General features: G+C 61.3%; 25 protein-coding genes. 12 read left to right on the top strand and 13 right to left on the bottom strand.

Features of this window, described 5'->3' with window-relative positions; all coding sequences use genetic code 11:
• Nucleotides 1-5 precede the first annotated feature (5 nt).
• From B9A95_RS10275 to B9A95_RS36195, 5 genes are all read left to right on the top strand, one after another.
• Nucleotides 6-1,046, top strand: coding sequence for a mannonate dehydratase (locus B9A95_RS10275; RefSeq protein WP_084047046.1), 1,041 nt, complete (start codon nt 6-8; stop codon nt 1,044-1,046).
• Nucleotides 1,039-1,671, top strand: coding sequence for a bifunctional 4-hydroxy-2-oxoglutarate aldolase/2-dehydro-3-deoxy-phosphogluconate aldolase (locus B9A95_RS10270; RefSeq protein ID WP_084047044.1), 633 nt, complete (start codon nt 1,039-1,041; stop codon nt 1,669-1,671). The genes B9A95_RS10275 and B9A95_RS10270 overlap by 8 nt, the downstream gene beginning before the upstream one ends.
• Complete coding sequence (gene dgoD, locus B9A95_RS10265) at nt 1,668-2,816, top strand: galactonate dehydratase (protein WP_084047041.1); 1,149 nt, start codon at nt 1,668-1,670, stop codon at nt 2,814-2,816. The genes B9A95_RS10270 and dgoD overlap by 4 nt, the downstream gene beginning before the upstream one ends.
• Before the next feature lie 517 nt (nt 2,817-3,333).
• Nucleotides 3,334-3,789: an IS630 transposase-related protein gene (locus tag B9A95_RS36200; protein WP_281255842.1), complete on the top strand. Its 456-nt coding sequence runs from the start codon at nt 3,334-3,336 to the stop codon at nt 3,787-3,789.
• A gap of 84 nt (nt 3,790-3,873) precedes the next feature.
• A complete protein-coding gene (locus B9A95_RS36195) occupies nt 3,874-4,284 on the top strand; it encodes a transposase (protein ID WP_281255845.1) in 411 nt (136 codons plus the stop codon).
• A gap of 137 nt (nt 4,285-4,421) precedes the next feature.
• Here the strand turns inward: B9A95_RS36195 and B9A95_RS10255 are convergent, their stop codons facing one another.
• Complete coding sequence (locus B9A95_RS10255; protein WP_084047038.1) at nt 4,422-4,853, bottom strand: MarR family winged helix-turn-helix transcriptional regulator; 432 nt, start codon at nt 4,851-4,853, stop codon at nt 4,422-4,424.
• A 571-nt stretch (nt 4,854-5,424) separates the two neighbouring features.
• Between B9A95_RS10255 and B9A95_RS35320 the strand changes: the two genes are divergently transcribed.
• Nucleotides 5,425-5,583, top strand: a complete 159-nt coding sequence (locus tag B9A95_RS35320; protein ID WP_245808243.1) for a hypothetical protein — start codon at nt 5,425-5,427, stop codon at nt 5,581-5,583.
• 30 nt (nt 5,584-5,613) lie between these two features.
• Entirely contained in the window at nt 5,614-7,659 is a 2,046-nt protein-coding gene (locus tag B9A95_RS10250; RefSeq protein ID WP_245808242.1) for an ATP-binding cassette domain-containing protein, read from the top strand.
• A gap of 446 nt (nt 7,660-8,105) precedes the next feature.
• Here the strand turns inward: B9A95_RS10250 and B9A95_RS10245 are convergent, their stop codons facing one another.
• The 6 genes from B9A95_RS10245 to B9A95_RS10225 all read right to left on the bottom strand — a co-directional run bounded on the left by B9A95_RS10245 (nt 8,106) and on the right by B9A95_RS10225 (nt 16,004).
• Nucleotides 8,106-10,889, bottom strand: coding sequence for a PAS domain S-box protein (locus B9A95_RS10245; protein WP_084047162.1), 2,784 nt, complete (start codon nt 10,887-10,889; stop codon nt 8,106-8,108).
• Between the two features lie 981 nt (nt 10,890-11,870).
• A complete protein-coding gene (locus B9A95_RS10240; RefSeq protein WP_084047036.1) occupies nt 11,871-13,964 on the bottom strand; it encodes an MDR family MFS transporter in 2,094 nt (697 codons plus the stop codon).
• Nucleotides 13,961-14,413, bottom strand: a complete 453-nt coding sequence (locus B9A95_RS10235) for a MarR family winged helix-turn-helix transcriptional regulator (protein WP_245808241.1) — start codon at nt 14,411-14,413, stop codon at nt 13,961-13,963. The genes B9A95_RS10240 and B9A95_RS10235 overlap by 4 nt, the downstream gene beginning before the upstream one ends.
• Before the next feature lie 166 nt (nt 14,414-14,579).
• Nucleotides 14,580-15,005, bottom strand: coding sequence for a phage terminase large subunit (locus tag B9A95_RS35315; protein WP_245808240.1), 426 nt, complete (start codon nt 15,003-15,005; stop codon nt 14,580-14,582).
• 4 nt (nt 15,006-15,009) lie between these two features.
• The gene (locus tag B9A95_RS35310; RefSeq protein ID WP_245808239.1) at nt 15,010-15,285 is read right to left on the bottom strand and encodes a (d)CMP kinase; all 276 of its coding nucleotides are present in this window, start codon (nt 15,283-15,285) and stop codon (nt 15,010-15,012) included.
• A complete protein-coding gene (locus tag B9A95_RS10225; RefSeq protein WP_084047033.1) occupies nt 15,282-16,004 on the bottom strand; it encodes a terminase small subunit in 723 nt (240 codons plus the stop codon). The genes B9A95_RS35310 and B9A95_RS10225 overlap by 4 nt, the downstream gene beginning before the upstream one ends.
• Before the next feature lie 30 nt (nt 16,005-16,034).
• Here B9A95_RS10225 and B9A95_RS32025 point away from each other — a divergent pair, with 30 nt between their 5' ends.
• Both B9A95_RS32025 and B9A95_RS10215 read left to right on the top strand, forming a co-directional pair.
• The gene (locus B9A95_RS32025) at nt 16,035-16,325 is read left to right on the top strand and encodes a hypothetical protein (protein ID WP_139806660.1); all 291 of its coding nucleotides are present in this window, start codon (nt 16,035-16,037) and stop codon (nt 16,323-16,325) included.
• A 311-nt stretch (nt 16,326-16,636) separates the two neighbouring features.
• On the top strand, nt 16,637-16,870 hold the full coding sequence (locus B9A95_RS10215) for a hypothetical protein (RefSeq protein WP_084047028.1): 234 nt from the start codon (nt 16,637-16,639) through the stop codon (nt 16,868-16,870).
• 67 nt (nt 16,871-16,937) lie between these two features.
• Here the strand turns inward: B9A95_RS10215 and B9A95_RS32020 are convergent, their stop codons facing one another.
• The 3 genes from B9A95_RS32020 to B9A95_RS10205 all read right to left on the bottom strand — a co-directional run bounded on the left by B9A95_RS32020 (nt 16,938) and on the right by B9A95_RS10205 (nt 18,343).
• On the bottom strand, nt 16,938-17,216 hold the full coding sequence (locus B9A95_RS32020) for a hypothetical protein (protein WP_139806659.1): 279 nt from the start codon (nt 17,214-17,216) through the stop codon (nt 16,938-16,940).
• Nucleotides 17,217-17,318: 102 nt separating this feature from the next.
• Nucleotides 17,319-17,981, bottom strand: a complete 663-nt coding sequence (locus tag B9A95_RS10210; protein WP_084047026.1) for a hypothetical protein — start codon at nt 17,979-17,981, stop codon at nt 17,319-17,321.
• Nucleotides 17,978-18,343, bottom strand: a complete 366-nt coding sequence (locus B9A95_RS10205; protein ID WP_084047024.1) for a RusA family crossover junction endodeoxyribonuclease — start codon at nt 18,341-18,343, stop codon at nt 17,978-17,980. The genes B9A95_RS10210 and B9A95_RS10205 overlap by 4 nt, the downstream gene beginning before the upstream one ends.
• 766 nt (nt 18,344-19,109) lie before the next feature.
• On the opposite strand from B9A95_RS10205, the gene B9A95_RS37050 reads away from it, so the two are divergent.
• Nucleotides 19,110-19,553 (top strand): DUF7669 domain-containing protein, encoded by a 444-nt coding sequence (locus B9A95_RS37050; RefSeq protein WP_425429933.1) that lies wholly within the window; start codon nt 19,110-19,112, stop codon nt 19,551-19,553.
• Between the two features lie 5 nt (nt 19,554-19,558).
• On the opposite strand, the gene B9A95_RS10190 is transcribed toward B9A95_RS37050, so the two are convergent.
• From B9A95_RS10190 to B9A95_RS10185, 3 genes are all read right to left on the bottom strand, one after another.
• Entirely contained in the window at nt 19,559-19,942 is a 384-nt protein-coding gene (locus B9A95_RS10190) for a hypothetical protein (protein ID WP_084047018.1), read from the bottom strand.
• A gap of 1,120 nt (nt 19,943-21,062) precedes the next feature.
• The gene (locus B9A95_RS36185) at nt 21,063-21,194 is read right to left on the bottom strand and encodes a hypothetical protein (RefSeq protein WP_281255840.1); all 132 of its coding nucleotides are present in this window, start codon (nt 21,192-21,194) and stop codon (nt 21,063-21,065) included.
• A 145-nt stretch (nt 21,195-21,339) separates the two neighbouring features.
• A complete protein-coding gene (locus B9A95_RS10185; protein ID WP_139806657.1) occupies nt 21,340-21,573 on the bottom strand; it encodes a hypothetical protein in 234 nt (77 codons plus the stop codon).
• A gap of 2,827 nt (nt 21,574-24,400) precedes the next feature.
• Here B9A95_RS10185 and B9A95_RS10175 point away from each other — a divergent pair.
• Nucleotides 24,401-24,649: a hypothetical protein gene (locus B9A95_RS10175; RefSeq protein ID WP_139806656.1), complete on the top strand. Its 249-nt coding sequence runs from the start codon at nt 24,401-24,403 to the stop codon at nt 24,647-24,649.
• Between the two features lie 79 nt (nt 24,650-24,728).
• The gene (locus B9A95_RS10170) at nt 24,729-24,935 is read left to right on the top strand and encodes a hypothetical protein (protein WP_084047010.1); all 207 of its coding nucleotides are present in this window, start codon (nt 24,729-24,731) and stop codon (nt 24,933-24,935) included.
• The last annotated feature ends 563 nt before the right edge of the window (nt 24,936-25,498 follow it).

Below are 25,498 nucleotides of genomic sequence, written 5' to 3'. Positions count from 1 at the left end.
TTCCTATGCAGATGACCATGCGCTGGTTTGGCTCCGCCGATCCCGTTCCCCTCTGGAAGCTCCGCCAGGTGCCCAACCTGACGGGTATTGTGAGCGCCCTGCACGACGTTCCTCCCGGTGAACCGTGGACCCGGGAGGGCGTGGCGGCTCTGCGCGCGCAAGTTGAAGCGGTTGGCCTCACACTCCGCGTGATCGAGAGCGTCCCGGTGCATGAGGACATCAAGCTGGGCAATGCCCGCCGAGATGAACGGATCTCCGCCTTCGTGGCCAGCCTGGAGGCCGTCGCCGCGGAGGGTGTACCTGTGGTTTGCTACAACTTCATGCCGGTGTTCGATTGGACCCGCACCGACCTCGCCACACGCTTGCCTGACGGCAGCACCACCTTGACGTTCCGCCAAGCGCATGTGGACGGCACCCCCGGTGAGGAGCCCCTCCCGCTCCCAGGCTGGGCGGAAGCGTACACTCCGCAGGCCCTGAGCGCGCTCCGCATGGCGTATGCGGCCGTGGGCGAGGAGCAACTGCGCGCCAACCTGGCCTTCTTCCTGCGCGCCGTGGTCCCGCACGCCGCGCGTTTGGGGGTCAAGCTTGCCATTCATCCGGACGATCCACCCTGGCCTGTGCTGGGACTGCCGCGCGTGGTCAGTACCGCCGAGGACCTGGACTTCCTGCTGAACGCTGCCCCCGACGAACACAATGGCCTGACCTTCTGCACGGGCTCCCTGGGGGCACGTGCAGACCACGACCTGCCCGCCCTCGCTCGGCGCTTTGCGCACCGCATCCATTTCGTGCACGCCCGCAATGTGCGTCGGCATGGACAGCGTGATTTTGATGAGGTGGCCCACATCAGCGCCCACGGCAACATTGACCTCGCGCAGACGGTCACGCGGCTTGCGCAGTTGCGTCCCGAGGTGCCCATCCGTCCGGATCACGGCAGGATGATCTGGGGGGAGACCGGCCGGCCGGGGTACGGCCTGAACGACCGTGCCCTGGGCGCCACGTACCTGCAGGGCCTGATTGACGGAGCGAGGCTGCGTTCCCATGCCTGAGTTGCTCCCGCTGTTGCGTAAGCACCGACTGCTCGCCATCCTGCGCGGCGTGCCAAGCACGCGTGCACCGCGCCTGGTGGCGGAATTGCGGGGCGCAGGCATCCAACTGTTCGAAGTGGCCCTCAGTGACGGGCACGGTTTGGGTGCGCTGCAGGCTGTCCGTGCCGCCTTCGGCCCTGACCTGTTTTTGGGAGCCGGCACGGTGGTGACGCCCGAACTCGTGAGGGCCGCGCAGGCCGCCGGAGCAACCTTCGTTGTGACGCCGCACGTGGCTCCCGAAGTGGCCCGGGCCTCCCAGGAACAGGGCCTGGGCCTGCTGATGGGGGCGCTCACCCCGACTGAAATTGCTGAGGCTCTCGCCATGGGAAGTGCGGCCGTGAAGGTGTTTCCGGCGGGCCCGCTCGGGCCGGATTACTTTCGGCACCTGCGCGGACCCTACCCGGACGCTCCACTCCTCGCCGTTGGAGGCCTCAGCGCTCAAAACGTCGGGGAGTACCTGAACGCCGGGGCACTCGGGGCCGGGGTGGGCGGTGCCCTCACCCGGACAAACTGGGCCTCTCCCGACTGGGCTGCGCTGAGGACGGCCGCGCAACACCTGGTCGCCGCTGTGGGGAGCACCGCATGAAAATCACCCGGCTTGAGACTTTTCTGGTGCCGCCCCGGTGGTTGTTTCTCAAGGTGGAGACCGACGAAGGCATCTGCGGTTGGGGCGAACCGATTGTCGAGGGGCGCGCCCATACCGTTCAGGCGGCGGTGGATGAGCTCGCTGACGTGCTGGTCGGGCAGAATCCGGGGCACATTGAGGACTTGTGGCAGGTGATGCACCGGGGGGGCTTCTACCGGGGTGGCGCCGTGTTCATGAGCGCGATCGCGGGGATTGATCAGGCGTTGTGGGACATCAAAGGTAAGGTGCTGGGCGCGCCGGTGCACAGCCTGTTGGGCGGGCCGTGCCGTGACCGCATGCGGGTGTACTCCTGGATTGGAGGAGACCGGCCCGCTGAAGTGGCTGCCGCTGCAAGCGCGGCACAGCAGGCGGGCTTTACGGCAATCAAGATGAATGCCACTGAGGAAATGACCTACCTGGACGTGCACTCCAAGATTGACGCGGTCCTGGCGAGGGTTCAGGCCGTACGGGACGCCACGACGCCTGACTTTGGGATTGCGGTGGACTTCCACGGGCGTGTTCACCTGCCTATGGCGCGGGTGCTGGCCCGGGAACTTGATGCGCTGCGGTTACTGTTTATTGAGGAGCCGGTGCTCAGTGAGAATCTGGAGGCGTTGCGTGAGGTGCGCCGGGTGACAAGCACGCCGATCGCGCTGGGTGAGCGAATGTACTCCCGCTGGGAATTCAAGGCGGTGCTGCACGAAGGGCTGGCAGACATCCTGCAGCCTGACTTGTCGCACGCCGGAGGCATTACCGAATGCCGGAAGATCGCCGCGATGGCGGAGGCATACGACGTTGCGATTGCGCCGCACTGCCCCCTGGGTCCGATCGCGCTGGCCGCATGCCTCCAGGTGGACGCTGTGGCGCACAACGCGGCCATTCAGGAACAAAGTCTGGGGATCCACTACAACCAGGGCAGCGACCTGCTCGATTACCTGACGGACCCAGCGGTCTTCGGGTACTCCAACGGATACGTGGCCATTCCCACAAGCCCTGGGCTGGGCATTGAAGTGAATGAGGCGTTCGTTCGTGAGCAGGCGCGCACTGGGCACCGCTGGCGCAACCCAGTATGGCGACATGCAGACGGGAGTGTGGCCGAGTGGTAGGAGGGGCAGGTACACCGAAAGGGACGCGGAGTTGCTGTTTTCGGGGAGCGAACGGTCTGGCACTCTTTCGGCCGAGTGGTGAATACCAAGGGGTGCCGGTGACTCTCCGGGCGTAGGGAGAGCGCAAAGGAAAAGAGAGCCGTTTCAGGCTCTCTTTTTCATCGGTGCTTACTTACCACCGGTCGTCGCGGCGCTGGAGACGGTCGATGAGTGCACCTCCCGTGGAGTCGCCGGGACCGGACACGTCGACCTGACGGCAACACGGCCCTGTTTCAAGTCGCTTTCTGAGCTGGACGCCCCTCTGTGCTCAGCTGCCTCAGCCGCTTCAATACCTCCAGGTCACCGAAGCCCCGGTCCAGCACAAAAGTGATGCGCAGGATACCGACCTCCCGCAGCGAACGCGTGATCTCACCCAGCGCTTCGGGGACGACCGTGTTCTCACTCAGAACACCAGGACTCCGCGTGCTGTACGTGCGGCGCTACCGCACGCGTTTAGAGCATTTGACATCATAAGAGGATGAAGAAGCGGGTCGGGGCACGCAGATACAGCGTTGATCTTCGAGAACGGATTGTCGCAGCGGCGCTGAAGGAGAAGGACCATCAGCGGGTGGCTGAAACGTTCGACGTCGATGTGCGAACGATCGCGTTGTATCTGAAGAAACACGAGGTAGGCACCTTGACGCACGTGAAGCGCCCGACTGGGCGTCGCCCACGGGTGCACAGCGAGCATGAGCAAGTCCTCCAGCAACTGGAGGAGGACTTGGACGCCACCCTCGAAGAACATGCCCGCAAGTTGGAAGCTGTGACAGGACTGAAGATCAGTTATCGAACGGTGGACCGAGTCTTCCGTCGGCATGGCGTCACCTACAAAAAAAACGCGGGTCGCGTGCGCACAGAAGGAGGAACTGCGTCAGCAGTTCCTGAACGACCTGAAGCCGTACCTGCAGACCCCTGCCCGTCTGGTCTTTCTTGACGAGAGCGGCTTCCACACGGCCATGACCCGAGGCTATGGTCGCGCGCACCACACACAGCGTGCGGTCGCTTCCGTCCCCCGCAACTGGGGACGGAACCAAACTTCGTATGCGCGCTGCAGGCGAGTGGTCCCTTTGCGCCCCTGATCCTGGACGGTGCTGTCAACGGCGTGAGTTTCGAGTGGTACGTCCGAGAAATCCTGTGCCCAGCTTTGACCCCAGGACAGGTCGTGGTGCAGGGCAATCTCTCGGCACATCACCGTGCACCCATTCGGACGCACATCGAAGCCCGGAATTGTATGGTCCTGTTTCTGCCTCCCTACAGCCCCGACTTCAACCCGACCCAGGGCATGTTCTCTAAAGTCAAAGCCCTCGTCCGTGCCCGTGAGTGGCGAGACCGGACTGCTCTGCTTCAGGGCATTTGGGACGCTTTGAACGCCGTTTCGCTACGAGACGTTTTTGGCTGGTTCACGCACGCCTTCCCCGACATCTTCTGATGTCAAATGCTCTAGAGCGTTTGTCCGAAGGGGGGGAGCCGCGGGTGAAAGGGCACCCCTCACGGCTCCCCATTCTCCCCGATGCGCATTCAAGTTCGGTCAAAAAGAAGTCCCCTTCTTGACAAATGCGCTAAGAGCTACAGAGCCCCTTCCACTGCGGCCAACACCTGCACCGCTGCCTGCAGGTCTGTTTCCCTCAGGCTGTGCGCCACACGGTTGGCCCAGGCCGCTTGCGCTTGCTCAATGGCTGTCAGCACGCGCTGTCCTTCAGGCGTCAGGCGCAGCAGCTTGGCGCGCTTGTGGTCAGGGTTCGGCCCGTAGGCGGCCAGACCGTCGGCCACCAGGAGATCAGCCGTGCGCTGCACACTCTGGCGAGTCAGGCCCATGGTGCGGGCCACCGCCGCCACTGTTTGCGGCATGTGGTCGATGCAGCCCATGACCTGCCAGCGGCTGCTCGTCTGCCCGCTGGGTGCAGTCAACCGGTCGCCAGCGTCCAGCAGCAGGCCGTTCAGGCGAAAGATCCGCAACACGAGATCAGAAAAAGCAGCGGCAATAGGCGTCAGGGACATGCGTTGACAGCCTACTGTCAACTTGGGTACACTGCCTTACTTGACAGCAGACTGTCAAAAGGAGGTCAGAATGACTGTCTTCTCGTCCGTTCCGGGGGGCGAGATTGAGGTCCTGGGCGGGTGGCTTGACAGTCATGTGGCGGCGCAATGGCAACATGTCCTCATCACACATGCCGTAAAGCTGGCCAACGCCTACGCCAGAGCGGATGAAGCGACCCGCGGCACACGTCTGAACCTGCCGCGGGCAGCCAGGCGCGAGTGCTGCCGCATGGCCTCCGTGCAGGGCCGCCACTGCCCGGAGACGGGTTGGGGTGAGGCCGACGAGACCATTGCGCACGACCACACCCGTTTCCACCTCCCTCGGCGAGTCGGCGTGTCTGGGGTATCCACTGCCAATCTCACTGCTGCGGAGGCAACACCCTCCGAGAAGCCCTCCCACTTTGCCGCCGCCCTCCCCTTTCATGCCTGGGACGAGGCGTCTCCCAAAAGCCAAATGTTAAGCCCATCTCAAGGTCAGATGCCGGGAGTCTTCACATCTGGCTCAAAGAGGCTGAAGGCAGGAGGAACAACCATGGCCGACAGGACCTTCATTGAAGTGCGCGGCGCACGTGAGCACAACCTCAAGAGCATCTCGGTAGACATCCCAAAGCGCCGCATCACGGTGTTTACGGGCGTGTCGGGTTCGGGCAAGTCCTCCCTGGTATTCGACACGGTGGCCGCTGAGGCGTAGCGGCAGCTGAACGAGACGTTCACGGCCTTCGTGCAGGGTTTCCTGCCGCATTACGGGCAGCCGGACGTGGACAGCGTGAAGCACCTGAATGCCCCCGTCGTCATCAGTCAGCAGCGGGTGGGCGGTGGGTCGCGCTCCACGGTAGGCACCTACACCGATATCGCTGCGCCGCTGCGGCTGCTGTACTCACGCCTCGGACAGCCCTTTGCAGGGCCAGCCTTCGCTTTTTCCTTCAACACGCCGCAGGGAATGTGCCCCGAGTGCGAGGGCATCGGCAAGACGGTGCGGCTGAACCTGGACCGCCTGCTGGACCGCACGCGGTCGCTGAACGGTGGCGCTGTCCTGCACCCGGACTTCAAGCCAGGCAAGTGGCTCTGGAAGACGTACGCCCTGAGTGGCCTTTTTGACAATGACAAGCCGGTGCAGGACTACAACCGGGAAGAACTCCACCTGCTGCTCTACGGCCGCGACCTCAAGGTTCCGCTGGGTGAAATCCACATGACCTACGAGGGGTTGGCCCTGCGCTTCGAGCGTATGTACCTGAAAAAGGACGCCGCCTCCATGTCTGACCGTAGCCGCGCGGTATTCGAGCAGTTTGTAACCGGCCAGACCTGCCCGGTATGTCACGGCGCGCGCCTGAGCGCGGCGGCACTGGCCTGCCGAATTGAGGGCCGCAACATTGCTGAGCTCGCCAACCTGGAAGCCACCGACCTGTTGGCCTTCTTACGGGGGCTGGGTGACCCTACCGCTGCCCGCGTGGTTTCTCACCTGGCCGAGCGCGTGGCACACCTTATCGAGATTGGCCTGGGCTACTTGAGCCTGAGCCGCGAAACCACCACCCTGTCCGGCGGGGAGAGTCAGCGTCTGAAGCTGGTCCGTCACCTGGGCAACAGCCTGACCGACATGCTGTACGCGCTGGATGAGCCCAGCGTGGGCCTGCACCCACGCGATGTGGCCCGCCTGAATGGCCTGTTGGGCGCGCTGCGCGATAAGGGAAACACCGTGCTGGTGGTGGAACACGACCCGGACGTGATTCGGGTGGCCGACCACGTGGTGGATATGGGCCCAGGACCAGGCATACGTGGCGGCGAGGTGGTCTTTGAAGGCAGTTACGAGGCCCTGAAGGCCGCTCCCACCCTAACAGGACGGTACCTCACCCAGCAGTTGCCGCTGAAGGCCCAGCTTCGGTCACCACGCGGCTGGCTGAGCGTGAAGGGCGCGCGCCTTCACAATCTCAACGACGTGTCGGTGGACATTCCGACGGGCGTGCTGACGGTGGTGACGGGCGTGGCAGGCTCGGGCAAAAGCACCCTGATCCACGACGTTTTTCTGCCCCATTACCCGAACGCTGTGGTCATTGACCAGTCGCGCGTGACCGTAAACAGCCGCTCGGCACCCGCGACATACACGGGCATCATGGACCCCATTCGCAAGGGGTTTGCCAAGGCCAGCGGCCAGAGCCCAGCGCTGTTCAGCTTCAACTCGGAGGGGAGTTGCCCGACTTGCGCGGGACTGGGCGTGGTGTATACCGACCTGGCCTTTATGGAGGGCGTCTCGGCCGTGTGCGAGGTCTGTGGGGGCAAGCGCTTCAAGCCCGAGGTGCTGGGGCATACGCTGCGCGGCCAGACGATCAGCGACGTGCTGAACATGACGGCCGAAACGGCGCTCGCCTTCTTCACCGAGAAGCCCATTCGCGCGGTGTTGCAGGCCATGAACGATGTGGGCCTGGGCTACCTGACGCTGGGGCAGCCGCTGAGCACCGTCTCGGGCGGCGAGGCACAGCGGCTCAAGCTGGCGACCGAACTGCACAAGAAGGGCAGCGTCTACGTCATGGACGAGCCCACCACGGGCCTGCACCTCAGTGACATCGGCCTCCTTATGGGCATCATCGACCGGCTGGTGGACGGCGGCAACAGCGTCATCCTGATTGAACACCTGTTGGACGTGATTCGGCAGGCCGACTGGCTGATCGACCTGGGGCCCGAAGGGGGTCGGGCTGGCGGCGAGGTGCTGTACAGCGGCCCGCCGAGAGGGCTGCTGGCGTGCGAGCGGTCGGTCACGGCAAGGTATTTGTAAGAGGCGTTGTGGCGAGTTGTTAAGGGAGGGTGACGTGGTCCCCAGCGCCCAGAAGCCTGCCAGTGACCGATTTCCCGAACCCATCCCTCGACAGGCGGGTTCATTGGGCCAGCGCGGACTGGCCCCGATCAAAACTGCAAGCCGTTGAACGTCTTTGGTCATTGACGAATGCCGCGCGCAAAAATCAACGTTTCAAAACCCTTCAAGCCCTCACCGCGGTACGCCGTGAGCAGTGCCGTTACTTGAAGCAGCAGCGGGAACGGCTCTGCGTCCTCACCCTCGTTCACACGTGGCCTCGTGTAACGAATTAGAGCATTTGTCTGAATTGCGCCGCGCGTGAGGAAGGGTACCCCTCACAGATCCATTCTCCCAACTGCACATTCAAGCTCGTTCTGTTCGGTCAAAAAAATGACCTCTTTTTGACAAATGCTTAATCCGAATCCGTGTCAATCATGCATCACATCCGTGCCGTCAGAGGTAAACGTCTCTTCAGCTGAGAAGAGCTGCAGAAATGTGTGGACGACGCGTTCGTCCAACAAAGCCCCCGCCTCTTTCCGAAGTTGGTCAGCAGCCTCTATATGCGTCCAGGCCTTCTTGTAAGGGCGCTCGTTTGTGAGCGCGTCATACACATCTACGACGGCAAATATCCGGGCTGCCAGTGGAATTTCCGTTCCAGCAAGGCCCCTGGGGTATCCACTCCCGTTCCAACGTTCCTGGTGATGCAGGACGACTTCTAACGTGGTGGGGGGTAGGGAAGGAATGTGGTGCAGCATCTCATACCCGATGCTGGGGTGGCGCTTGATGACGTCCCACTCCTCCGGGGTGAGTTTGTCCGGTTTCAGCAGAATGGAATCTGGAATGGCGACTTTCCCCGTATCGTGCAGGAAAGCCCCCCACCGTAGGGCGTCGAGATCATCACCGGAAAATCCCATTGCTTGACCCAACCGTTCCGTGAAGTGAACCACACGGTCGGTATGACCCTTGGTTTCGTAATCCCGGTACTCCAGTGCCAGGCCCAGTGCGCGGAGCGTCTCTTCCCGGGACGTGTTGAGTTGCTCGATGTGGTGCGAGCGTTCGAGCGCGTGGCTCAAGCGGGCTGTGACATTCGAAAGGAGTTGGCGGGTCTCCTCGCTGGTCGTGACGCTTTGATCGGTTCCGAACACCAAGACGACGCTGAGATCTCCTTCCTGCGCCACAGGCAGGACACACAAAGACCGCCAATGTGGGCGGGGAAGCAGCTCGGGCGGACTGAGAATCGCTTTGTCCTCTGAAATGAAGTGCGGTTCCCGGCGTGTCAGAGCGCTTAGAACAGAGTCCGTGAAAGGCAGCTGCGCCAGCTCCTGGGGACGGGTAGCGAGAGGAGGGGGGGTTTCACCCGCTGCGACGAGAACAGAGATGGTTCCAGCGTTGAAGCTAAAGGCGTACCCGTAGTCGTATTCCGTCAAGGACAAGCACTTGTAGAGGGCCTCCTCGACCAATTCCAAGGGCGTGACCCGTTGCTCGAGGGAAACGGTAAACTCAAGGAGTTTCCGGTACCGGTTCAGCTGTGCTTTCACCTCGAACTCGGCCTGTTTGCGCTGTTCTATGTCGCGGGTGGTGCCGTTGAAGGCCACCACCTCACCCGTCGCGGGATCACGAACTGTCTTGAACGTGGTTTCAACCCAGACCAGCGAACCGTCTTTTCGCTTGAGCCGGTACTCGAACTTCTCCTGCTCGAACTCGGGAGTAAAGCGGCGTTGAAAGGCCTGCTGTAATGCACAACGGTCCTCCTCGAAGACGATGTGGAGGGGGTCGGGACTGAGCACCTCTTCACTGGTGTACCCCAGGAGGTCGCGGACATTGGGGGAGGAATATTCCACGCGTCCGTCCGGCGCGTATTGACGAACAAGGTCGCTGGCGTTATCGGCCAACCGGCGGAAGTTGCGCTCACTTTCTGCCAGGGCCCGAATGGACTCCTCACGGGCTTGTTCTGCCACAATTCGGGCCGTCACATCTCTTGAGTTGACCAGAATTCCCCGAATGTGCTCTTGGTTCCGGAGGTCTCGCCCGACGCACTCCAGCCAGACCCAGTGGCCTTGCTGGTGGCGGAAACGCACCACGACGATCATGGGGTCGCCCGTTGGGACCAGCCTGGAGATGGCCAGTTGGCTCCGCCGATGCTCTTCAGGATGAACAAGTTCAAAGACGCTTTGACCGATGAGGGCATCAGCGTGATAGCCCAAAATGTTCTCTACACTGCCGCTGACGTACCGAATGACGGCCTCTGCGTCAATGATCGTCACGATGTCTGAACTGTTTTGATTGACGATCTTGTCCCAGGACTGCTGACGTTCTTTTTCCCGGTACAGCAGTGCACGGTCTAATGCCGGGGCACAGAGGTCGGCCACCATCAGGAGAAACTCACGCTCATCCTCCTCAAAGTGCCGGTCACGATCAAACGATAGGGAGATGGCTCCAATGAGCCGGTCACCGATCAGAAGGGGAAGTACAGCGGTACTGCCAAAAGCACTGGAATGGTGCGCGTGAATGTATGGGTAAGCCTTTTGAAAATCAGTGCCACTCAGGAAGACGGGCTCCTTCTTGCGAGCTGCTTCGGAAACAGGTGTACCGAACCCCACCAAGAATCTGGCCCATCTGTCGGCGGCTTCTGTGGAATATCCCGCGTGTCCAATCAGTTCGAGAAATTGACGATCAGGACTCAGGAGGTATATTCCACCCGCGTCCGCTTGGGTGACTCGCAGACCTGCATTCAGCACGGCAGCGACGACATCGGCCACTTCTGCCGTGCTGGCAAGCGTACGGGTGATCTCCTTGAGCGCGTCACGGTAGGCGTCTCGTCGCCTCTGGTAGGGGCGAAGCTGGACCAGGAGGGCGTGAACACCCGGCTCGTCCAAGAGGTGCGTCACCCGGCCGATAAGCCACACCCACTCTCCGTTGGCATGCCGAGCACGAAAGCGTGGCAGGTCGAGGGTGTGTTTTGGCAGGAGCTCTTGAAGCTTCTGCGCAATGATGGGCCGGTCCTGGGGATGGACAGAGGCGTGCACATCTCGCCCTTCGGAAGCGCCGATGGGGTAACCGAGAATGCGGATAAGGGCAGGGCTGGCGTACACGATACGGTGATGGCGATTGAGGAGGAGGCTGAGCTCTGCTCCATGCTCGGCGATCCTCTTGAGGAGATCAGCCCCCGTGCTCCTGGCGTGAGCGCCCTCACCCGGATTTGGCGACGTCATGGTAAGACTTCTGTTGTTCTGCAGCATGTCTTCATGCAATCGCCCCCAGCTTCTCCGTCATCTTAAATCCGCTCTTCAGTTTGCGGGTGTAGGAACATCGGGGATCTTACTGTGCGCTGCCGTAGACTGACAGTGCCGCCCCTGGGCAGGGCGTCCCGGGCCCGCCAAATGGCGTATCCGGCGTGCGGCAGGTCTGCCCACACTTGCACGCCATGACGTACGGCATAACGCCGCCCGAACGGCAAATTGACCTGCACCTTCTGAATGGACGGGTGTCCGCGTGGTCCGAAAGGTGCCTGGGCGTCCAGTGAGGTTCTGTACTGGCGCGGCGATAAGCGGTGCGCTCGGCTTCGGCGCGGGTTGAGTATAGCGTTCATTTCATCCGAAGAGCTTCGTGGTGGCGCGCGAGGGTACGCCGGGCGGCCCGCGTGGAGAACTGCCAATTCCGCGTGACGCTCGCCTCTGAGCGCACTGCCGCGGCGGTGGGGTTGCAGAACCGTGACTGCTGTTTTGAAGGGTGACTTGAAGATTGTCTTCGCCTTTCGCTTGCTGACAGGGCAGGGGTCTCCTCTCGACACGGGGGATCAGAGCGGACGTCCGTACGTTCCAGTGTGTACGGACTTCAGACTGAGACGCTGCTCGTGTGGCGGCATTGCCGGGAAACGGAGTGAAGAAAAGAAAGTGCCAGTCCAATCAAGCCGCGTCTACTCATCTGCTCAGGAAACCCAAAGACCATCCGACCGAGCTGATCGGCTGCCCCCAGGGCCTGCTGAGCAACCCTCACTCCGGATGCCCCGTGCGGCAGACGGATGTGCCCGCCTGCCGGGGCCAGGCGTTGAGGTGGTGCTCGCTGGCAGAGTGCTGCGGCCAGTGAGTGGAGCTTCCCCAACTCCAACTGAAAACTGTGACCCAGTTAATGGGGTCACAGTCATGAACAGCGGTATTGACGCTGAACGTCATTGTGGGTCGGGGTGCACGAAATCAGTGTAGCGGCGTGGGCACCCCTGCCCCCTCGTCCGTGTTCCGGCCCTGCGGTGCTCGACTGCGCAGCGGCACGACCGGCAGGAACAGCGTGATGACCAGGCCGAGCAGCACAATCCAGATACTTGTTCCAAACATCTTCACGACGCTCGCGGTAAAGCCTTCCTTCATGCCGATCGTGACCTGCCGCGTGAGCTTGTCGGCTTGAACATCCAGCCCAGCCTTGATCTTTGCCAGAGCCCTGGCGGTCGCCCCCTTCACGGCGGCGTCTTCCTGGGCCAAGACGCCTTGGCCAAAGCGCTGAGCAGTGATCTGTGCCGCCTGGGGAGTGGACAGAGCCTGAACAGGCAGGGCCTGAAGTTGTGCCTTCAGGGGGGCCGGGATGGCGGCATTCTTCAGCAGCGCCTGACGTCCGGCTTCTCCCTGACGCAAAGCGGCACTGAGCTGCTCTGCTTCCTGCGTCAACCTCTGGTGAACGGCAACCTGGATTCCACCACCCTGTAGGGTGGCCTTGAGGTCGGCGGGCAGTTGCGGGTTTTGGAGCAGGGTCCGGGTGGCCGCCGCGTCCCCACTGAACGCCCGCTCAATCTGTGCGTACTGCTTTGCAAAGGCCGCCCTGATCTCCTTGCCCGTGTCGCTGTTGCCGCTCTGGGCACGCATCTCTCCCAGATTAATGTGCTGCGCCGCGTTGGCCATGCCGGGCACCTGGGGCAGGTGTCTGGGCAGCTCGGTCTGGAGATTGTTGATCAGCAGGGTGCCGAATAGCGCCGCGCCGATGGTGCTGCCGATCTGGCGGTAGAACTGTGCGCCAGAGGTAGCGATGCCCATCTGGTGCATCGGCACGGCGTTCTGAATAGCGATGTTGAACAAGCTCATGGCCGGGCCGAGGCCCAGACCCACGATAAACATGCGCCAGGCAAGGTCAGCGCGGGTGGTGTCAATTCCGATGCGGGTCAGGAAGAACACACCGATCAGCAACACGACCGGGCTGCCCACGATGAAGGGCTTGTACTTGCCGGTCCGCGCGACCAGGTTGCCAGAGACGATGCTGGAGAAGATCAGGCCTGCCATCAGCGGCAACATGGAGAGGCCGGAATTGGTGGCGCTGATGCCCTGTACGGTTTGCATAAACAGCGGCAGGAACATCACGATGCCCATAAAGGCCATGTTGATGACAAAGCTGGCAAGGTTGGCAACGGTGAAAGTGCGGTTCTTGAACAGCCCCAGCGGAATGATGGCGTCGGGGTTGCCCCGCTCGGCCAGCAGCAGCAACGCCAGACTCACGGCGCTGATGGCAAATAGCGTGATGATGCGGGCGCTGTCCCAGGCGTATGTCGTGCCGCCCCAAGTCAGGGCCAGCAGCAGTGGAATGGTCGTAGCGATGACCAACCCAGCCCCCAGCAAGTCGATCTTGCCGTTGGCCTTGTGGCTCAGGCGGGGCATCTTGCTGATGATCATGAACAGCGCCAACATACCGATAGGCAGATTCACATAGAACACCCAGCGCCAGCCCTCGATAAAGTAGCCCAGGAGCGTGACGCTGCCGTGGTCAGTCAGGAAGCCGCCGATCAGAGGGCCGACAACGCTGGACAGACCGAATACAGCTCCAAACAGGCCGCCAAACTTGGCCCGTTCCGCTGGTGGAAACATGTCTCCCAGAATGGCGAAAGCGCTGGTAAAGAGCGCCGCGCCGCCCAGACCCTGCAAAGCCCGGAACACGATGAGTTGCAGCATTCCACCGCCAAACAGGCCGTGCATAAAGGGCTCACCGCTCATGCCGCACAGCATGGAACCCAACAGGAACAGCAAGATGCCTGTGATCAGGATCGGTTTACGGCCATACAGGTCGCCGAGCTTACCGTAGATGGGGACCATGACCGTGCTGGCAAGCAGGTAGGCGGTGGTGACCCATGAGTAGTATTCCAGGCCCTGAAGCTGCTCGATGATGCGCGGCATGGCGGTGCTGACAATGGTCTGGTCGAGCGCTGAAAGCAGAAATACAACCATCAGGCCGACCAGGGTGATGCTCTTTTCCTGCTGAGTGAAGTTGAAACGGGCGTCTTCGGGTGTAGGAGCAGGGTTGGAGGCGGTCATACAGCGGTGGGTCCTTCCTCGGAGAGGGCGTCAAGGGCGTTGATTACGGTCTGCAGCACACCTGAAGGCAGGCGGCCCAGGCGTGCTGCAGCGAGTTCGTAGACCGTTTCCTGCGCTTCTTGCAACAACTGTTGGCCTGTTCCGGTGAGTGAGAGGCGGGTGCGGCGTGAGTCCTGCTCGTCGATGTGCCGCTCAATCAGCCCCCGCTTGACCAGACCGTCAAGGTAACGGCTGATCAAGGTGGGCGGAATCTTAAGGTGTCCGGCCAGCATTTTGGGGTACTGATCGCCGTCCCCTATGCGTTTCATGACGAAAAACGAGCGGGCTTCCAGACCGTGTCTGGCTTCGAGCAGGGGTTCGAGTTGTTGACCAAAGGCGCGGTTGAAGCGCCACATGCTGCCGAGAAACCGGCTCACTTCTTCATGCTGGTCAGGAGGAGGAGGAGCCATTGGCATAAGGGTATTCTGCGTGAATACTTGACTTAAGTCAAGTATTCACGCAGGTAGATATTCAGGCTTACTCCCCGCCTGGCTTGGTCTCAAAGCGCGTGGGAAGCGCCATCAATTGCCGCCACCCGTCCTCCCCGACCTCCAGGCCAGACGTGCGCTCAATCTCCTACGCGTTTCGCCACGACCAGGCTGCCGCCCACTTGCCGTAGCGCAAGCGGGCCTTGCGGGGCCCCGTGAGCTTGTCGAGGCGGGCCAGGTAGGAGACGCCAAACGCAGTCAGTTCGCCCTTGCTCGTGAAGAGCCTGGGATTGTCTTCATGCCGAGAGAGGATGCGCACGGTGAGCCCCGCATCCATGCGTTTCTTCAGCCAGTGCGTAGGCGACCCAGGGTTGCAATCCCCGAACAGTTGCTGGTACGGGATGACGCCATTGCGGAGGCGCGTGCTCAGGAACTCCGTATCGTTGAGAGTCAGTTCAGTCGCTTCCTGCACGTAAATGGCGTCGAACTCGGCGGACATGAGCTTGACCGGGTTATCGATTCCCGCCACCACAATCTCGCTGCCGTTCGGGTACTTGATAGGACTGCCGAACATGCCGCTACTGGTTGGTGATGTCGCACCGCGGCTTGACGTGCTGCTCGAAGGTCACCAGGGCCGTCTCGGTTAGGGCGGCCTTAAACTTCCGCACGATGGCGAGGCGGCAACCGGGGTACTTCTCGGCGAGAGCATTCAGCTTCTCAAGGCAAACGCGGCTTTTGCCCGTTCCTGCCGGGCCATCCAGCACAAACTCGTCGCCCTTGCACCGCAGCACGTTGAGCGCGCTGCCACGCGGGAAGTACACCCGGGCACCCGGCGGAAGCTGGGCAGCCGTCACAGGTCATCCTCAGACAGGCCAACGATGTACTTCACGCCCAGGTCCAGGCTGCCGCTGTGTTCGGTGCGCTCCGTGAACAGCTTGTGGTGCTTGCCGATCAGTTCCAGGGCCTTCACGGGGTCTGCCCACTTGAACTTCAGCCCGTTGGGGCCGTACTCAGTGCCCTCCACAAACTGCAGCACGCCGTTGCGCTCGGCCGCTTTCAAGCTCGGCACGATGCGAGTCTCTGTTCTGGTGCCCACCTGCTTCTGGTAGGTGGCCTCCGGATCCATGGCCAGCTGGACTTCCCAGTCGGCGATCCTGCGCTGCTCACTCTCAATGGCCGACTTCAGCAACTCGGGATCAATCGCGTTCATACGCCCGACTTTGGCCTCGGCATTGTCGATCAGCTCCTGTATGGAGCGGGACTCGAACACTGGCACTTCGTAGGACTCCTGCTCAAAGAAGTCACTACCGTCGATGCTTGCGCGCAGGCTCAAGCGGGCCAAGACTTCCTCCGCGCTCATGACCTCCTCGCTGAGCCGGGCCTTGATGTAGGCCTGGACGTCTGGACGCCGGAAGCGGAACAGGTACTTCTTGCTGTTCTCGCTGTACTTCGCCGCAATGCCCGCCTTGCGCTTATTGAAGGTCGCGAGGTAGGCATCGGCCAGCACCCGGTCCTTGTCGGCGAGGGCCGCGCCCAGTTCCTCGGCCGTGGGTTGTTTCGGTGCGTCGGTCATGGGTACGGTTCATCTCCTAAACTGGCGGTAATGAAAATTGCAGCACTTACCGAGCTACTCCGGGAACAGGAGCGCCTAACCAGAGAATTTGAGAATTTGATGGAGCAACTAGAGCAGCATCCGATTATCAAATTGGTTGACCCCACAGCTTCGGATGCTTTCCAATCTCTTCAGCACAGTCGCGCCATCAGCCAAGAAGCAATTGAGAAGCGTGACGAGATGGTGGTGTTCCTGCAAGACTTCAACGTACGCTTGCAAGCAAATGTGAACTACCTTCAACGGGTATTAAAGGAGTTTGACGAACAGGACGAGGAAGTCTGAATCACCGGCCCAGGCTCATACCTGGGCTCGAAGCTCATGCCTCGAAGCACCACCGGCGCTAGCCCCAGCTCCTGCAGGTAGAACGGCTCCCTCACCGCCTGGTGCGCCTGCTCCTCGAGCGTTCTCGGCGTGGTCTTGACCCGGCCACGCTGCTCCTGTGCCATGAAGTACGCCCGGCGCACATCTGGGATCTGCTCTTGGAGGGCACAGCGACGAGCTCGCTTGCTGGCCTTCTTGGACAGAGCAATTCACCTCCAACCCCTGTACTGTTTTTCAAGGACAGCGGCGCAGGTGTGGACTAAAATGGACCTATGCCCCAGCCCTTGGTTGTCCTCAATCAGAAGGTGGGTAAACACCAGCTGCAAATTTCAAAGACCACCAGCCAGCGCAAGGATTGCCCCGCTGGCAGCAAAGAACACTTCTGGCATGTGCACCTCGATGGTGAAGACATCACCTCGGAGCTTTGCCTCAGGGTGAATGCATTTCAGGAAGAAGTGGTGCACGCTGCCCTCCTCGCCTTCAGTCGCTTGAAACGACAGCGCTGAACCTTCTTTTGGCCCGCTTCGGCAACGAAAAACTCCGCCGAAGCAGGGAATTATTAATATAGGAAGATCATTTTTCCAGTTGTTGCCATGTGGCCATCCCAACAATATCTGCAATGAAGCTGTGGGCAACTTTTGCATCTGTTGCAACTGAGCCGTCCTCATTCTTCATCTGAAGCGCAACTATGTCTGCCCCCAGATGAATTTCTACACTGTAGGACCATTCATCCACAGACTCTCCAGGATTTCTATTGAAGGGATTACGCCTCAACTGTAAGCGTGTTACCGCTCGAGGGTTGATGACGTGCTCTCCAACAAAAATCCATCCATTGAGACCAGTGACTTTCATGTCATTAGTGTAACCGTGAAAAAGGCACCCGCCCGGGATGCCTCGACTCTTCTTGGACTCTACAAAAGCGCTAGCAGAAATGCGCCAGATTAACAACTACTACTAGTCAATCTCTGCAGCTCTTCTTGCATCACGTGGAGGGGGGTGCTCCGCCGGCTCATCGCGCAGTTGAACTGCCAGCGTCAGGACAGCGATGGCATAGCTCACAGCCCGCTCACGATGCCGCTTCCAACGCCCGCCTTCCCGCACGAGGCTCGCCATGCATACCTGCCGCTCGTGCCGCGGCTTGTCGAGCATCTTGCCGAGCTGTTTTTGCTCTGGCACCGGGCTCCGGCTCATCGTGGTGATCAAGGTGCCCACCTCGCCCTCTGTGAACTCTCCGGCAGATGTCTGGAGGTAGCGCGTCGGCATGGGCGTGTTGCTCCCCAGTGTCAGAAACTCTGGCCCGTCTTCTGACGGCTCGTAGTGGAAGCTATACGGAATTTCCACCTCCCGCACGTCCCAGCCTCGCAAAGCTTGATACCAGCGTTCGGCATACTGCCGCGCTTCCCTGGCCTGCGTGCGGCCGCTGGTGAGCGCCTGAATGGTCTGCCGCGGGGTGAGCTTCTTACGTCCGGCCCGCTGCTTGGCTGTAGCTGCCCGGGCTTCCTCCGCCTGACGCTGGGCAGCTTTCTGAGTAGGTGTCTGGAGGGCCGCCACGATGAGGTCCTCCGTCTTGAACTTGGACACGGCCACCTCCTGGGGGCGTGAAGGGGCGAGGGTCATATCGTCTCCAGGCGCACGAACATGCCCGGCGTATCCGACTGGGTGGCCGTTACGCTCAACGCCCGCACCCGGCAGTCATCCATGCCCAACGCGTCGAAGAGCGCGTCTTCCAGCAGCTTCACAGCGTTCGAGAGATCCCGGCGGCGCGGTTCGCCCGCCTTCGTCTCCCAGTGACCGTGGAACTGAAGCGTGAGGGCCAACCGCCCCCGCGCAGGCAGAGCAGGCCGTTCCTGCAGCACCAGGTGCTTGACGTGGGCCTTGAATGCGCGGCCTTCCGGCGTCAAGGTCCGCCCACCGCCCCGACGGTTGAAGTAGGCGTTGTTCAGCGAGAGGGCTTCACCCGGAATCCAGAGGGAGAGCATCACGCGGCCTCCCTCTGTTGCCGGGAAAGGTACTCGCTCAACTTCTCCGCATACGCCGTCCGCATCCGCATGAACGTGGCCAGACGGTCAGAGAGGGAGGCGGTCACGACGTATCTCCAACCATAGAAAGAGGCGCAAATGCGCCTCTGAGAGACGCCGCCACGTGCTAAGAAGAAGTGCCGAACGCCAGTACCATGTCGCCCAAATTTAGAGCGCTGAACTTTGTGGGTCTGGCCCTCCTCCTGATAGGTATGTGGATTGTCCAACGCCCATGGGACACAGTGGCTTTCCCCTTGCGGCTTGTCGGCATCATGGCATCCATCGTAGGCCTGCTGATATTTAACCTGTTCATTTACCGAATGCTGCGCGGACGACCAGTCGCGCCGTTCATAGGGGTCCCACTCGCGCTCTACACAATTTTTTTTACCGTGATTGAACTTTTGGCCGTTTGGCATTGAATGTAGGGGTGACAGCGAGGGCGTCACGAGGCACCGCCTTCCTGCCCGGCCTGGGCGAGCGCGGCGCGGGTCAGAAGATCCATCTGGTCAGCAACTTTCAACATGGCAAGCACCTCAAAAAGGAGTGATGTCGAGATCCGTCAGCGCACGTTTCGTCGCCCTGTTCAGGTACAAGACGGCCAGCGCGCAGCAGTGAAACGCCTCGCTCAACCCCGCGGCTGCGCCAGTAGGCGTAGATGCTCGGCGGGTAGGGCAACACAGGGGTGATGGTCTGGAAGTCGGGTATAGCGGGCGTGTAGACGCGTGACATGACTGGGGAACTTAGTGTGGCCGAAGCGGGAATTGCCGGTCCAGGCGATTGCGCTGGTTTTTCCGGCTCTAATAGACCGCGTCGTGCTCGCGTGGCCCCACGCACAGCGACGTCCGGGATGTGCGCGAGGTACGCCTCAGCCGCCTGCCGAGCACGAAGCACCGCCCGTCCCACCACGACGCTGCACAATCGACTTGTGGTCAGCTGTCGGGACGAAATTCTGGAAGTCGCGCGGATACTCAGTCAACGACAACCCGATCAGACTTTCCGCGTAGATGACGTTGTGACGGCCATGGTAGATCGAGGAACCAAGTTCTTGGAATCCACGATCCAGTACCACGTCATGGTCGTGATGTGCGTCAACGCCAAGGGCCGAGACGCAGGCAAATATCCCGACTTGGAACATGTCGCGCGACGGCGCTACCGCCTCGTTCAGAAATGAGTACCTTACAGCGCACCGCCTTCCTGCCCGGCTTGGGCGAGCACGGCGCGCTCCCTGTCCGTCAGGCCGTACATACCGTCATTGGCAAACGGGCCCGTCTTGCTGATCGGGTCCCTGTGCAGTTCAGTCCCCAGGGCCAGCAAGGTGTGCGTGTTCATGTTGTGCTCGGAGGGCGCGTAGGTGCTGCGTCCGTCGCAGTAGCGGCGAGAGTAAAAGTGCAGCTTGATCGCCACCTGTTCCACCGCCCCTACCCGCTTCCGCAGCCGCTTGAGCTCCTCCGCCTGGCCCAGCACGAGGCGAGCGAGGGAGAGCGAATGGGTGAGGAGCTTCCAGGGGCCCAGGGCGACGCCCTCGTGCTGCACCGCACCCTGGCTGTCGGCGGACGTCAACTTTAACGTCGGTGCAAAAGCCCTGGCGCGGAGAAACGGACGCCACCGAACTGCTCCACCCTGCCGCCTGCCGCCCATGCCTCCACAGTCGCTTGAGCGTAGGGTACGTTCCCGTCAGACGTCCAATCCTTTTTGCATTCACCTCCTTTCTTCCTGGCTGCGAAGCAGAGGACAAGTCCCATTTCGGGGCCAGTCCAGAGAGCCTTCTACCTCCTTTTGGAATATATAAATTCAGTCTCTGACGCCCGGCTCCCCACCTCCCCCTCGCCGTCCTCGCGCCCTTATTTTGGCTCTGCATCCCTGCTTGACCCCAAGCTTTCGCCCCCTGTCTTTCCCTCGTCCTGTGGACCGTACCCCTCCGCCACTCGGTATGTCTTCAGCACTCCCTTGATTGCTGGGCTTCTGCCAGGGCCCGCAGCCTGTGCACACCCAGTGGTGGGGATGATTCCTGTAACGGGCGACTCACGCATCCTTCAGTGCGGCTGGCGTGGCGCGTGCAGGAGCTACCGGGCGAACGGTAATCCGTACTGCTGCGGTGTACACCTCGCCGACAACCGTCCTAACGGGCACCCTGACCGCGAACGGTATGCCCTGAAGGGTTGAGGGTGTGGCGGACGTTCGTCTCAAAGCTCAACGGAGCCAGCCGATTCTGAGTATCTATTGGAAAGTTGACCTCTGGCAGGGCAGTCATAAGGTGGGGCTCCTGGCTGGCGACAGCCCTTCGAAGAGGATGACCTGGGGACCCTCCAGGAAAGCTGCGCTTTCATCTGGAGGGTTCAGCGGAAGAACCCAGAAGTGTATGAAGTGAACCCAATCGAGCGGACCGCAGGGCAAGTCACATGTGGGTTGTGGTGGAGTGGGCGGCAAACCCAGCGGGTGGAGCGTAGCTCACGCTGGAATGCAGTCGGCGGCGGTTGTACAGGTCCGCAATAAAGAAATTGATGTGTCGCCGGGCATCGTCCAGATCGACGTACCTCTTGCAGGTCGACCTCCCCCCGCTTCAGCGTCTTGTAGAAACTCTCCATTTTGGCGTTGCCATAAGGGTAGCCCGTCCTGGACATGCCTCGCGGACCACCAGCGGTCCACGTACGCTTGGTCCGCATATCGCACCCCCTGGTCATCAGTGGTGCGGCAGACCAGGCGCAGGGCAACGCGCTTGCGGCGCGTTGCCCTGCGCTACCAACGGCAACTTCGCGTCCAGAAACGCTGGCATGGACCAGCCCACGACCTCACGGGTAAAGCTGTCCAACATGCAGGCCAAGTCGATAAAGCCTTGCTGAACGCGTATGTAGGTCAGATCTGGCAGGCAGATCTGATTGGGCCGTACCGGAACGACTTCACGCCGCAGTTTGGGAAAGCGTTTCTCGCTGTGGTTGGAATCCGTTGTCGCCCTGCATTTAGCGCTTGGCGCGGCACAAGAGCCGGCGTTCCCGCATGCCACGCTTGTGATTGACCGGACGGCCTCGCCTTACCAACTCACGGGTGATACGCCGGTATCTGTTTCCGTTGAACTCCTCCATCACGGCCTCAATGTCCTGGGACAATGCCTGATTGGCGTCCACTTCCTCCCGGCCCTGTTGTTCGTAGAACCACGAGCGACTGACCCCATTCAACTCGCACAGACGACGCACCGACTCCTGGAGATGCGCGACTCACGCATCCTCGATCATTTGATGTCTTTTTCCGAACGGTACGTTGCCAACGACTTTTTAGGATTGTGTTTTCCAAGGACGACGGCCTACAGAACCGCTCCAATTCGGCGATCCGTTGTTCCAGCCCTTGACCGGGCTTGGCTTGGTCGGTGAAGGCCGCCTCTCCCAACCCGCCCTCCTTCTGCCAGCGGTGGATTAGAGAGCGTGTTCGCGGCAGAGCTGGGCGGTTGTCTTTTGACCCCGCTCATTTGATTCACGATGTCAAGCTTGAGCTCACGGTTGTGGGTGCGTCCGGACATACGGGCTCCTTCGGTGCCGTCAGCCTACGGGCTGACGGGGACGAAATGCTTGGCCTCTTGGTCCAGTCCTCAGGGGTCAGTCCAGCTGGAGTAAGGAGGAACGGAACGCCTGGGGGAAGCGGGGTCTGCGAAGTCGCGCCTCCCGCTCTCCTCCTGGTCCGGATACAGTTGTTCGAAAAGAGCCCGCCGAGGATATAAGGAGGCCGGAGTGGGAGCCAGGGGGTCAGGGATACGGACGGAGACGTCTTGATGGCTCCGTGATTGTATATATTACCTTTTGACGCTTCCAGTGTTGTTACCAGGAATCCACCCGGTACACCCGATTCCCTCCCGATTACCCCGTTCTTGGGCTGAAACACTACGGCCTGTAGAAAGCTGCCCTGCAGGCGACCGCACCCTCATGGGCAATCCAGAGGGGCAAAAAACCCTGGTAGCTGCCACCTTCAACTCCGTCTCGTCAGGTTCACCGTGGCAATCGACGGCATGGAGGGCACCAACGTCTACACGTCTGTGCAGCGTGCAGCGCCGGGCGTGTCCTTCACGTGTGTTGAGGACAGTCAGGCAACCGAGAATGGCGCCTGTTGAGTTCAAGGCAGCGTTGGTATGCGAGTTTGGATCCGGCCTTTCGGCACCCTTGTATTCGGCGACACCGCGCCTGGCTCTCCGTTGGGTGGGGGTGCAGATTCAGCTCTGGTCACCTCGGGCTGCCTTTGTCGGAGCGGCACCTCACCCGACCGCGTGATACACGCCCTCCACCCGCGTTATACAGACTTTGTCAGCGTTGACCTGGAGATCCGGAAAGCCTGCGAAGGTGTCGCGCGCTTGAGCAATGAAAAAAATGGCAAGCTGCTGTGTACGTTGGCACGCAGTTTTTCACACCCTTCAGGAGGCAAGGATGCGTCGAGCATGATGGGCGAGTGCAGGGCTGCTTTGGAGTTCCGCGTTGACATGTTTGCCCCCCTTCCCCTTCCTGGAGCTGAGGGTGCTTGGCAAGCGCTCTCAGCGGGGCAGACCCACGCGGTGCTGTGTTCGTCTGGGCAGGCGTGCAGCGGACTTGCGAGGGCTAGGTAGGGCTGGAACCGGACCAGCTGGCACGGCTGCTGGCGTGGGCGAACGGTGCACGTCCACAGCGACGGAGCGACGTATGGACGGTCCAGATCCGGAGCGATCGGAAATACACCGTTCGGGCGTCCTCTGGAGGCAGCGTTTTCACGCTGGGAAGACAACCAGACGGCCACTGAGACTGTGGAAGACGAACTGAGCGCTGCGCTGGAACGCACGCGAAGTGGACCCGTGGGGAGGGCGCAGCGCAGCGCTGCCCTAGGTATCTACAACACGGCGGCCTTTGCCCCCGCGGGCTGTGAGGTGCACTGGCGGGTAGGGGTAAGGACCAGAAGGGTGCCCATATGCGCAACGAGGTCCGTACCCCCAGCCTACAGTTCACGGTGGTGCGGACCAGCGACGGGACACTCCGGGCCGACAGCAACAGTCCGAGGGGCGCGCGCGCGCCCCTCGGACTGTGTGGGCGACTGCCAGTACGTGTTGCGCGCGGAATAAGTGACGCTGAGACAGGCAACCCTGGGCAGAACTTCCCCAGGGTTGCAGCCCGGAGCTGGTGACGTTGAGACGGGGCTGGGCGGCACCAGGACGGCCCTCGGTGCATAACCTTGACGACCTTGGCGTCAAGCAAGGCGTTGCAGATGCGGATGGAGGACGTCTCGTCAGAGGCGAGCGTCTTGTTTTGCACTGGAAGGTAGCCCTCCACGCTGAGCTTGGGGCTGAGCGCTTCCCATCCCAACTGGTCGGTCACGCGGTAGAGGTTGCCCACCCGTTTGCCCAGGTTGATTGGGCTGCCCTCGGGACTCCGCCGCTGCGGCATGGTCACGTAGAAGTGCACGTCCCTATTTCCCGTGCACTTGAACATCAGGCAGGCCTGGCCCGTCTACTCGGCATCTGGGAGCACGGTGCTCACGCTCCGCAGGATGTAGAGATCTAGAGATCGCGAAACTTCCAGTCAAACGATGCTGTGCCCTTAATGTGGCGTTCATCCATCTGGGCGTGAGCAGCGGCGGGCAGGCAGAGGCCGAGCGGGGCCAGGCCCAGGGGGAGATGGGGGCTGTCAGCCGGAATAGAGCGGCGCCCCGGGCGTAGCCGGAGGCGTACCAATCAGGGAGGGTTAGAACCGCAGGCCGGGCTGGCGGGGAGGTCGATGGCCATGGTGTAGAGCAGGGTCACGGCGCTCCACGGCCCGAGGGGGGTGACCCGCGGGGGCGGTAGGCCCGCTTCTCAGGAGCGCGGGACTTTCCCCGGGTGCCGGCGGCCTTGCGTGTCTCGCGGACCGTCTTGCTCCTCCTCGGGATTTGTTGTCGGCTTCACGGGTAGGCGTTGCAAGCGGAGCGTTGTGCTTCGGCCTGGTGGCCGGCCCCAGACTGCAGCCTCAACGAATGTGCAGATGCCTGAGCACAACAGTGCGTCCGGTGGGATGATTGGGGATGCACTATCTCGAAATGCCTCAAGCCCATACCGCACTGCACTTCGCTCGCCTCTGGTTTGTCCTCTGCCTGGACCGGGACATGTCGCGCGCTCAGGCCGAAGATTTTGCGATGATGCAGGCGGTAGATCTACTGAGCAACACGATTCGCGATACCGACTCAAGGACAGAGGCGGGATACTGGATTCGGCGTGACCTGCAAAGCCTGCAACCGAACAACGTCAACCCACTGAACCGGGCCAGTCACATCGATACCCGCAGTTGACTGCAACCCACGCGCTCAGGCGTACCTTAGTGCTTGGCTGGTGACAGTAGGTGTCGACGCTCAAGTGTAGGGTGAAGGCATGGACATCCATCAAGAAAAAATGGAAGAGGCGCTGACCAGAGCGCTTACACCGGGCTTTCAAGCCTTACAGGTACTTGACCGTATGAAACGCGATGGAGACCAGCACAACTTCAACCTGTCGGACGAAATGGCCCATGCCAAAACGGCTGCCCAGAAGAATGCCCTCCAGGCGGCCAGGGAAATTATCAGTGCTCTGGAAGGGTAATCTCCACAACACCGTCTCCTTCGCTCAAACGGCAAAGCCCCCGCCGAGCGCGGGCGCTTCCGCTTTATTTCGTCCTTCGACTCAATACCTGAGATTTGCAGTTCTGACTCAAGTGGTGAAAAGCCTGTGCCTGACGACGGCAGTGGACCTGTTTTTCAGAAAAATCATGGGCTGGGCGATGAGTGAACGTCTTCACACGCCACTGGCCACGGCGGCGCTGAACATGGCCCGGTGGGTCACTTGCCACGGGTGTAGGCTTGCAGACCCCTGGGTGATGAGAGAACAGTAACCTGCCCTGGTCGAGGTTCACCTCGACATCCTCGAGCCTGGGAAACCGCTCACCTGTGGCAAGGGACCCACTGGCAGCGAGGGCAACCTGAAGCCAGGCTGCTCCACCACTCCGACCGGGGCCGCCCGTACAGCAGTGGGGTCTACCGACCAGCCTTGGACCGCCTGGAGGCGGTCCAGAGCATGAGCACCAAAGGACAGTGGTAGGATAACACTGTGTAGGAAAGCTTCTTCTCAACTTTGAAGGTCGAACTTGATCTGCGTCAGCGCCGCGG

Origin of the sequence: Deinococcus hopiensis KR-140 (assembly GCF_900176165.1) — a bacterium.
GTDB classification, from domain to species: Bacteria; Deinococcota; Deinococci; order Deinococcales; family Deinococcaceae; genus Deinococcus; species Deinococcus hopiensis.
This window is presented reverse-complemented; position numbering and strand designations above follow the sequence as displayed.

Coding starts and splice junctions, on each gene's coding strand:
- B9A95_RS10245 (WP_084047162.1), bottom strand. CDS start 10,889: ATGACGTCGCCAAATCCGGGTGAGGGCGCTCACGCCAGGAGCACGGGG.
- B9A95_RS35320 (WP_245808243.1), top strand. CDS start 5,425: ATGGCCGACAGGACCTTCATTGAAGTGCGCGGCGCACGTGAGCACAAC.
- B9A95_RS10210 (WP_084047026.1), bottom strand. CDS start 17,981: ATGACCCTCGCCCCTTCACGCCCCCAGGAGGTGGCCGTGTCCAAGTTC.
- B9A95_RS10235 (WP_245808241.1), bottom strand. CDS start 14,413: ATGGCTCCTCCTCCTCCTGACCAGCATGAAGAAGTGAGCCGGTTTCTC.
- dgoD (WP_084047041.1), top strand. CDS start 1,668: ATGAAAATCACCCGGCTTGAGACTTTTCTGGTGCCGCCCCGGTGGTTG.
- B9A95_RS10270 (WP_084047044.1), top strand. CDS start 1,039: ATGCCTGAGTTGCTCCCGCTGTTGCGTAAGCACCGACTGCTCGCCATC.
- B9A95_RS37050 (WP_425429933.1), top strand. CDS start 19,110: ATGACTGGGGAACTTAGTGTGGCCGAAGCGGGAATTGCCGGTCCAGGC.
- B9A95_RS36185 (WP_281255840.1), bottom strand. CDS start 21,194: ATGTTGGACAGCTTTACCCGTGAGGTCGTGGGCTGGTCCATGCCAGCG.
- B9A95_RS36200 (WP_281255842.1), top strand. CDS start 3,334: ATGAAGAAGCGGGTCGGGGCACGCAGATACAGCGTTGATCTTCGAGAA.
- B9A95_RS10215 (WP_084047028.1), top strand. CDS start 16,637: ATGCCCCAGCCCTTGGTTGTCCTCAATCAGAAGGTGGGTAAACACCAG.
- B9A95_RS32025 (WP_139806660.1), top strand. CDS start 16,035: ATGAAAATTGCAGCACTTACCGAGCTACTCCGGGAACAGGAGCGCCTA.
- B9A95_RS35315 (WP_245808240.1), bottom strand. CDS start 15,005: ATGTTCGGCAGTCCTATCAAGTACCCGAACGGCAGCGAGATTGTGGTG.
- B9A95_RS10240 (WP_084047036.1), bottom strand. CDS start 13,964: ATGACCGCCTCCAACCCTGCTCCTACACCCGAAGACGCCCGTTTCAAC.
- B9A95_RS10225 (WP_084047033.1), bottom strand. CDS start 16,004: ATGACCGACGCACCGAAACAACCCACGGCCGAGGAACTGGGCGCGGCC.
- B9A95_RS10175 (WP_139806656.1), top strand. CDS start 24,401: ATGCCTCAAGCCCATACCGCACTGCACTTCGCTCGCCTCTGGTTTGTC.
- B9A95_RS10275 (WP_084047046.1), top strand. CDS start 6: ATGCAGATGACCATGCGCTGGTTTGGCTCCGCCGATCCCGTTCCCCTC.
- B9A95_RS10170 (WP_084047010.1), top strand. CDS start 24,729: ATGGACATCCATCAAGAAAAAATGGAAGAGGCGCTGACCAGAGCGCTT.
- B9A95_RS10255 (WP_084047038.1), bottom strand. CDS start 4,853: ATGTCCCTGACGCCTATTGCCGCTGCTTTTTCTGATCTCGTGTTGCGG.
- B9A95_RS32020 (WP_139806659.1), bottom strand. CDS start 17,216: ATGAAAGTCACTGGTCTCAATGGATGGATTTTTGTTGGAGAGCACGTC.
- B9A95_RS10205 (WP_084047024.1), bottom strand. CDS start 18,343: ATGCTCTCCCTCTGGATTCCGGGTGAAGCCCTCTCGCTGAACAACGCC.